A 6,866-nucleotide genomic window follows, 5' to 3' on the forward strand; every position below is an offset into this window, starting at 1 on the left:
GGCGCTAGAAATCCACGTGACCGCGCACGCTCGGCACCCACACCGGGCCGCGGTCGCGGTTGTAGCCGGGGTTGTCAATGTGCGATAGCCCCAGCGCAAAGTACAGCCCGCGCCATGTGTGCAGGTTGTAATAGCTTTCCACGATGTTCTCGCGGCCGTAGTTCAGCTTGCCGTCACCCAGGATGAAGCCGAGGCCGCCATCGGCCAGGTAGCGCTGGTGGTCGCGCTTGATCGCGTTTGAGACAAAGGTGACCCCCACCTTGTCGTGGGTCCGTCCCCAGCCGTCCCCGGCGTAGTCCGCGCCCACCGAGACGGTCTGCTCGACCTCGGTATAGGCGAACGACTCCGTCTTGCCGTCGTTCCAGCCGAAGCGTCCGGCCACCCGCAGGCGGGGCGTCACGCTCTGCTCGAAGTTGTAGCCCAAGCCGTATTTCTGCGCGTCGAAGTGCTCGTGCGCCGTGATGTTGGGCCTGGCATCCTGGCCGGACTCGTAGGACTCTACCGCCTCGCGATAGCTACCCATGTGCGCGTTGTTCACGTACGCCAGCACACGCTGTACGCCCGCTTTGCCGGGTAGAAAACCGTGCCTCCACTCGCCTTCCATGTTCTGGCCGCGGGCACGGCGGACCGCCCAGTCCAGATCGATGCCGTTCGCCACCGTCGGCATCAACGCCAGACCATAGCGCACGGCCCACTTGCGGTCCTGGTACTCCGCGATTGCACCGTAGGTGTAGCCTCGCGTATCGGCCGCATAGTCCCACGCGCCGTTATTGTCGACCGTCCAGTTGGTGAACTGCAGGTGGCTGTCGCTCAGCACGCCGTTCAGGTCAAAGGTGTCCGCCATCGACATCTTCCCAACGCGCAAGTCCAGCCGACGGACGGGCACCTTCTGCCCTAGCGAAAGCGGTCCGCGCGCGTTGTCGGTCAGCTCGTTCGTGAAGCCGATGGTCTGGCTCACCTGAACCCGAGCGATGTAGGGAGCCGACCCTAGGTTGGGGTTGCGAACGACGTCAATGTTGGTGAAGCCGGCCAGACCCAGCGCCTGGCTCAGGCCGCGTCCGCCGGCCGACTCCACGTCGAGCACCACGTCCGTGTTGTAGCGCAAGGCCCGCGTGTGCTCCTGCGTGTGGGACAGAGCCAGCCACGGCTGGAATCCAAGGTAGAGCGTGCCCAGCAGGGAAGTCTTGTACTCGCCTGCGCCGTGCAGGCTATTCACACCTTCATAGGGCGAGTGAAACGACGGGTGTGCCTGGAAGATGACGTTGGCCTGTCCCGCGATGTACCAGGGCGCCGCATCCCGGTGCGGAAACATGGTCAGGAGCTCGCCCTGCGCCTGCGCCTCAGACGCCTGCTTCAGACTCTGCGTCGCGTTTCCTCCACCCGCAGCCTGACCCACCCCATGCGGCACAATGCCGAGGAAGCCAAGTGCCACGAAACATGTACAAACCAACTTCATACGTACTTGAACCAGCCTTTTCTCCGCCCACCCATGCGTCGCCTGCTGCTATTTAGGCTAGCCTAAATCATCGCACTCGGCATGAGCGGTGTTGCCTCGTCAGCATCTCTCAGGCAGGTGCCTGAATAACCTCTTGGTGGAAGAATTCACCAAGCAGCAACGTTCGCTCCCGGATGCGCCTCCAATTGTGGAGATCGATTCGACTACGAATCGCGTGAGGATTCCGTTATGAAGCGTCTTTTCTTTTGGGTGACACTTGCGTCGGGTGTAACCGCCGCCGTTCTGATGGCCCGCCGCGGCGAGTCGTTCGGCAACATCGCCAAGAAGGCAATCAGCAATCCCTTCGGTGCGCTCGGCAACGAGGTCAAGTCTGCGTTGACTGGCAGCAACACCAAGGCTCTGGAGGCCTGATCGGGCTCCGAAATCAAATGCATCTGGGAACGTGATTGCATTTGGAAAAGCGAAAGGCCCGGCATTTGCCGGGCCTTGCTTTTTCCTCTTGCACGCTTGCTTAGGCGACAACTTCAATGCCCATGGAACGCGCGGTACCCTTGATCGACTTGATCGCGGACTCGACCGACGCGGCGTTCAGGTCGGGCATCTTTTGCGTGGCGATCTCGCGGATCTGAGCCTCGGTCACCTTGCCCACTTTGTTCTTGTTCGGCGTGCCGGAACCCTTTTCCAGCTTGGCAGCCTTCTTCAGCAGCACGGGAGCCGGCGGAGTCTTCGTGACGAACGTGAAGGTACGGTCGGCGTAGACGGTGATGACGACCGGAATTGTCAGGCCGGCCATGCCCGGGTCCTTGGTGCGGTCGTTGAACTGCTTGCAGAACTCCATGATGTTGACCTGCGCCTGACCCAGTGCGGGGCCGATCGGCGGTGCAGGGGTGGCCTTGCCGGCCATCACCTGGAGCTTGACGTATCCGTTGATCTTCTTCGGTGCCATGATTCGGTTCCTCTAGCGGGATCGATGTCCCTGATCTGGTGCCGCGTCCTGGGTAGAAGCCACCGGAATACGGCTTGTTACGTTTCGTTGCAGAGAAGCCGCGAGCAGTTTCCGCTACTCGACGTGCTTCTCCACCTGCGAAAATTCCACTTCGGTCGGCGTCGGGCGTCCGAAGATCGAGACCATAACCTTCAGGGTCTGCTTGTCTTCGTTTACGTCGTCTACCGCACCGTTGAAGTTGGCAAACGGCCCCTCGGTAATGCGGACCTGCTCGCCCTTCTCGAACTTCACCTTGAGCTTCGGCTTCTCCTTCACCACGTCGGCGCGGTTCAGCATCAGCATCACTTCCTGCTCGCTCAGCGGCGTGGGCGTATCGCCCGTCTGCAGAAAGCCGGTGACCTTAGGCGTGTTCTTCACCAGGTGCCACAGGTCGTTGTCCATGTCGAGCTCGACGAACACATAGCCAGGCAGGAACACGCGATCGATCGTGTACTTCTTGCCGTTGCGCAGCTCGGTTACGGGCTCCGTCGGGATCTCAATGCGGCCCACGCGCGCGTTCAGGCCAAACGCGCGAACACGGCTCTCCAGCGATTCCTTCACCTTGCGCTCAAAGCCCGAGTAGGCGTGAATGATGTACCACTTCAGCTTGCTTTCCGGCTCCGCTTGTTCGGGCGCGGTGCCGTCCAGCGGTTCGGTCACGCCCTCGGCGCCGTGATCGGCTGCTATTTCTTCTTGGTCCACCTGGTAGGGCTCGGTCGGAATCGAGATTTCGTCTGCCATAGGTTCTTTTCCTGTCGTCCTGGGGTGGTTAGTGCGTGGTCAGCCTGGTGATCAGGGCGTTCAACGTGTGATTGATCAGGAGGTCTACAAGCCAGAAGAACGCCGCAAAGGCAAACACGGTCAGGATGACCACTGTTGTGGTGCTGCGGACCTCGGCCTGTGTCGGCGTGTTGACCTTGCGCAGTTCGCTGCGCACGTCCTCCAGGAACGACTTCAGCCGCTCCGGGCCCGACTTCATCCGTTCAATGCCCGTCGTGGGCTGATCGGCTACCACCATTGCTTTGGCCATGCTTGCCTCTAACTCTTCCGCTCTGCGGCTCTCACCGCTTCGCTTCCTTCTGCTACGTCCGGGCACGCCGCGACGTACCCTTGGGTCTTGCAAACCTGCTGTGCTTCTGGAGATGGCAGGGGAGCTCGGATTCGAACCGAGAAGTTCGGTTTTGGAGACCGACAGTTTAACCGTTGAGCTTACTCCCCTACGGAGCAGCCGGCTGACCCTGCGGGCACCAGCAGCCAACGCCTAAGTGTACCGAAGTTCCGGGTCGTGCCGCAACCGAATGCCTGGCCACTCGCGCGCGAGCCACAGCTTTCGAGCATGTTCAGCGCACAAAAGTTCTAGCCGCAAAGCCGGTACTCCGCTAGAGCAGCGCATCCGCCGTTGTATGACGCAGCGCATCCGCCGTTGTATGACATAGAGCGACACTGCTGGCCAACTCCGCCCTGGGCACTAAATCACGACCATCTCCAAACGCCCCGCACTCGCTCTGACCAAACACGTTAGAAGAACGCGAAGTGAGCGGGACAGAAATTGTGACACGGCAGGCGTAATCGAGCTTCAAGGTTCGCCATGCCGGCGCGGCTTCGTGCCTTCGCTCACCAGCATGTCGATCAACCGCAGAGCTTATGCCACGTCACGGCATGGAGGTCCCATTGTCCACCGCATCGCACCCATCGTTGCTCGCCCCCACGGAGAAGGTTTCCGCGGAGCAGCTAGAGACCGATCGCCGCATCCTGGCGTTTGAGCGTTCCATACAACACATCAATCGCCGTGGTTTCCTCGGCTCCATGATGGCGGCGGCAGCCCTGGCCACCGTTGGCGTAGGCGAGGCTCGCGCCCAGGCGAGTGTGCCGATCACCGATGTCCTGAACTTTGCGCTGAACCTGGAATACCTGGAGGCGAACTTCTACCTGTACGCTTCCACCGGCACCGGGCTCAGCTCTTCGCTGAACGGCGGCGGTGCTGCTGTGCAGGGCGCGCCTGGCAAGCTGCCGCTGGACGCGAACACGCTGGCCGTGTGCCAGGCGCTTGCGCAGGACGAGGTCGACCACATCGCCGATCTGCGCTCCGCAATCACTTCGCTAGGCGGCACACCCATCCCGCAGCCGGTGATCAACCTGGCAGCGAACGGAACGATCACCACTCAAGCGCAATTCATCGCTGCTGCTCGCCAGTTCACCGCGCTGGGTGGCTCTGCGTACATTGGCAGCGCGCAGCTGTTGGTATCGAATCCCGCCATCCTGACCACGGCCAGCCAGATTCTGGGTGCTGAAGGCCAGCACGCCGGTGTGGTGAACTACCTTGCCATCGCGCAGGGCATCGTCAGCCCGGCCATTGATGGACAGGACATTCCTCCCTCGGCAACGAACCTGTTTACTGCCGATGCGGTTCACGCGCTTTCGCCGCTGCGCACGCCGTCGCAGGTGCTGGGTGTTGCATACCGCGTTTCCAGCGCAGGTACGATCAACCCGCCTTCCGGTGTCACGCTGGGTGGCTTCTTCCCGAACGGATTCAACGGCAACGTGAAGTCCACCTAGGACCGGCGTCTGCATCCCGATCCAACGCTGACCGACTCACTCACCGATTGCCTGGAGGCAAGTTTCAACATGTCTGATCGCATGGTCCATCTCGACTCAGGTGCCGATACCGACACGGCACACCTGTCGCAGCAGAGCCCGGCTTCGCGCCTTGGCCGCCGCGGCTTTCTCACCACCCTTGGCTTTGCTGGTGCAGCTCTCGGCGCCGGCTCTCTTGCCGGCTGCAGCAACGACGGCCCCATCACCACGCCCGGCGTCGCTCCTTCGGTGAACGATGTTCTCAACTTCGCACTGAACCTGGAGTACTTGGAAGCGACCTTCTACTCCTACGTGGCGACCGGCTCCGGCCTCCCCGCGGCAGACATTGGCGGCAACCCGGGCACCGTTACCGGCGGAGCCAAGGTGACGTTCACCAATCCGCTGATCGGGCGCCTGGCCGCGCAGCTTGCGGTGGAAGAACGTCAGCACGTGGAGCTGCTGCGCGCCGCCATCTCCGGCAACGGCGGCACGCCCGTGGACCTGCCCGCACTCAACCTGGCTGCCCTTGGGGCGGTAACGAATGACACCACGTTTCTTGCGCTTGCCCGGCAGTTGGAAGGTGTGGGCGTGAGCGCCTACGCGGGTGGTGCGCAGTACCTGGTTGCGAACCCGGCGGCCCTGAACTACGCGGCACAGATCCTCCACGTGGAAGCACAGCACGCTGGCTTTCTGCGGGAACTCTGCATCGTGAACGGCGTCACATCTGCCGCGGTCGATGCGCAGGATGCTCCGCCCTCTCTGAGCCGCATCTTCAACACCGACCCAACCACAGGGCTGAGTCCGGTGCGCACCACCTCACAGGTGTTGCAGATTGCGTACGGTGCAGCGGGCGTCCTCGGCGTTGCAAAGGGCGGCTTCTTCCCGAACGGGTTGAACGGCCCCATCGCAATCAGCTAACGCCGCTTCGCCGCAGTAGCCGGGCTACGTTGCACCGCCCCGGCACCAGAGATCACGCACCGCTCGCTTTCTAGGAGACGCTCAATGAAGTTCCCAATCACGTACGCCGTCGCACTCAGCCTTATGGTGGCGGCCGTCAGCGCACAGGCACAGTTCAGCCGCCTCAAGGGCGGAACTATCGCCGTCAGCGCAACCGAAGAGTTCACGACGCCCCTCACCAACAACGCCACCCCGCTGACTGCTCCGGTTGGCACGCCGCCCAACGCGCTGAGCGAAACCATCACCGGCCAGCAGCAGGGAACCACCAGCAAACCCGGTGTTCTGGCACAGCTCGGCTTCCACCCAGTGGCGTGGGCTGGCATCGAGCTCAATTACCAGTTCGTTCAGTTCGACGAGCAGTACAACTCGCAATACTCCAGCCAGCCCGGCACACAGCAGTACCTGCGCGTGCCGGTCGCCTTCCACGAAGCCACCGCGGCCTACCAGTTCCACCCCAAGCACATTAAGTTCCAGCCGTACGTGAACGTGGGTGGCGGCGCAGTGGACTTCCTGCCGTACCTCGCCAACAACCAGTGGCGCGGTGCAGGCCTGGTCGAAACCGGCTTCGATATTCCACTCATGAAGTCGAATCATCTCGCCATGCGCATTCAGGGCCGCGCACTCATCTATCGCGCTCCCAACTTCAACAACGCTGCGATTAGCACGCGCGGCTGGGTCGTCACCGAGGAACCGACCGTCGGCTTCGCCTATCACTTCTAGCCCGTAGGGTCCGAGAAGGGCAGGGAAGCACCTGCACTTCTGATCTCTTCTAACCACAAGCAGAAGGGCCGCATCGTTCGATGCGGCCCTTCGGTGTTGCATGTGAGCTTGCATGGGGCAGACGCGAAGCGCATCTGCTCCATGCAGTGGCTTACTTGATGATTTCGGTGATGG

The 6,866-nt window shown here is 61.9% G+C and carries 8 protein-coding genes and 1 tRNA gene; 4 read left to right on the forward strand and 5 right to left on the reverse strand.

Features of this window, described 5'->3' with window-relative positions:
* Nucleotides 1-4: 4 nt before the first annotated feature.
* Nucleotides 5-1,456 carry a carbohydrate porin gene (locus OHL12_RS17100; RefSeq protein ID WP_263415026.1) on the reverse strand — a complete coding sequence of 484 codons (1,452 nt, stop codon included), beginning with the start codon at nt 1,454-1,456 and terminating at the stop codon, nt 5-7.
* Between the two features lie 228 nt (nt 1,457-1,684).
* On the opposite strand from OHL12_RS17100, the gene OHL12_RS17105 reads away from it, so the two are divergent.
* Entirely contained in the window at nt 1,685-1,867 is a 183-nt protein-coding gene (locus OHL12_RS17105) for a hypothetical protein (RefSeq protein ID WP_263415027.1), read from the forward strand.
* A gap of 100 nt (nt 1,868-1,967) precedes the next feature.
* Here the strand turns inward: OHL12_RS17105 and rplK are convergent, their stop codons facing one another.
* The 4 genes from rplK to OHL12_RS17125 form a co-directional block, all read right to left on the reverse strand.
* Nucleotides 1,968-2,402, reverse strand: a complete 435-nt coding sequence (gene rplK / locus OHL12_RS17110) for a 50S ribosomal protein L11 (protein ID WP_263415028.1) — start codon at nt 2,400-2,402, stop codon at nt 1,968-1,970.
* Between the two features lie 114 nt (nt 2,403-2,516).
* Nucleotides 2,517-3,182, reverse strand: coding sequence for a transcription termination/antitermination protein NusG (nusG, locus tag OHL12_RS17115; RefSeq protein ID WP_263415029.1), 666 nt, complete (start codon nt 3,180-3,182; stop codon nt 2,517-2,519).
* A gap of 28 nt (nt 3,183-3,210) precedes the next feature.
* Nucleotides 3,211-3,471, reverse strand: a complete 261-nt coding sequence (gene secE / locus OHL12_RS17120; RefSeq protein WP_263415030.1) for a preprotein translocase subunit SecE — start codon at nt 3,469-3,471, stop codon at nt 3,211-3,213.
* A 113-nt stretch (nt 3,472-3,584) separates the two neighbouring features.
* Nucleotides 3,585-3,660, reverse strand: a tRNA-Trp gene (locus OHL12_RS17125).
* 452 nt (nt 3,661-4,112) lie between these two features.
* Here OHL12_RS17125 and OHL12_RS17130 point away from each other — a divergent pair.
* From OHL12_RS17130 to OHL12_RS17140, 3 genes are all read left to right on the forward strand, one after another.
* On the forward strand, nt 4,113-4,997 hold the full coding sequence (locus tag OHL12_RS17130) for a ferritin-like domain-containing protein (RefSeq protein WP_263415031.1): 885 nt from the start codon (nt 4,113-4,115) through the stop codon (nt 4,995-4,997).
* 69 nt (nt 4,998-5,066) lie between these two features.
* A complete protein-coding gene (locus OHL12_RS17135; RefSeq protein WP_263415032.1) occupies nt 5,067-5,933 on the forward strand; it encodes a ferritin-like domain-containing protein in 867 nt (288 codons plus the stop codon).
* An 84-nt stretch (nt 5,934-6,017) separates the two neighbouring features.
* Complete coding sequence (locus OHL12_RS17140; RefSeq protein WP_263415033.1) at nt 6,018-6,692, forward strand: hypothetical protein; 675 nt, start codon at nt 6,018-6,020, stop codon at nt 6,690-6,692.
* Nucleotides 6,693-6,866: the final 174 nt, after the last annotated feature.

Origin of the sequence: Terriglobus aquaticus (assembly GCF_025685415.1) — a bacterium.
GTDB lineage: Bacteria > Acidobacteriota > Terriglobia > Terriglobales > Acidobacteriaceae > Terriglobus > Terriglobus aquaticus.

Excerpts from the sequence above, each read along its gene's own strand:
- OHL12_RS17100 (WP_263415026.1), bottom strand. The coding sequence starts at position 1,456 with ATGAAGTTGGTTTGTACATGTTTCGTGGCACTTGGCTTCCTCGGCATT.
- OHL12_RS17105 (WP_263415027.1), top strand. The coding sequence starts at position 1,685 with ATGAAGCGTCTTTTCTTTTGGGTGACACTTGCGTCGGGTGTAACCGCC.
- rplK (WP_263415028.1), bottom strand. The coding sequence starts at position 2,402 with ATGGCACCGAAGAAGATCAACGGATACGTCAAGCTCCAGGTGATGGCC.
- nusG (WP_263415029.1), bottom strand. The coding sequence starts at position 3,182 with ATGGCAGACGAAATCTCGATTCCGACCGAGCCCTACCAGGTGGACCAA.
- secE (WP_263415030.1), bottom strand. The coding sequence starts at position 3,471 with ATGGCCAAAGCAATGGTGGTAGCCGATCAGCCCACGACGGGCATTGAA.
- OHL12_RS17135 (WP_263415032.1), top strand. The coding sequence starts at position 5,067 with ATGTCTGATCGCATGGTCCATCTCGACTCAGGTGCCGATACCGACACG.
- OHL12_RS17140 (WP_263415033.1), top strand. The coding sequence starts at position 6,018 with ATGAAGTTCCCAATCACGTACGCCGTCGCACTCAGCCTTATGGTGGCG.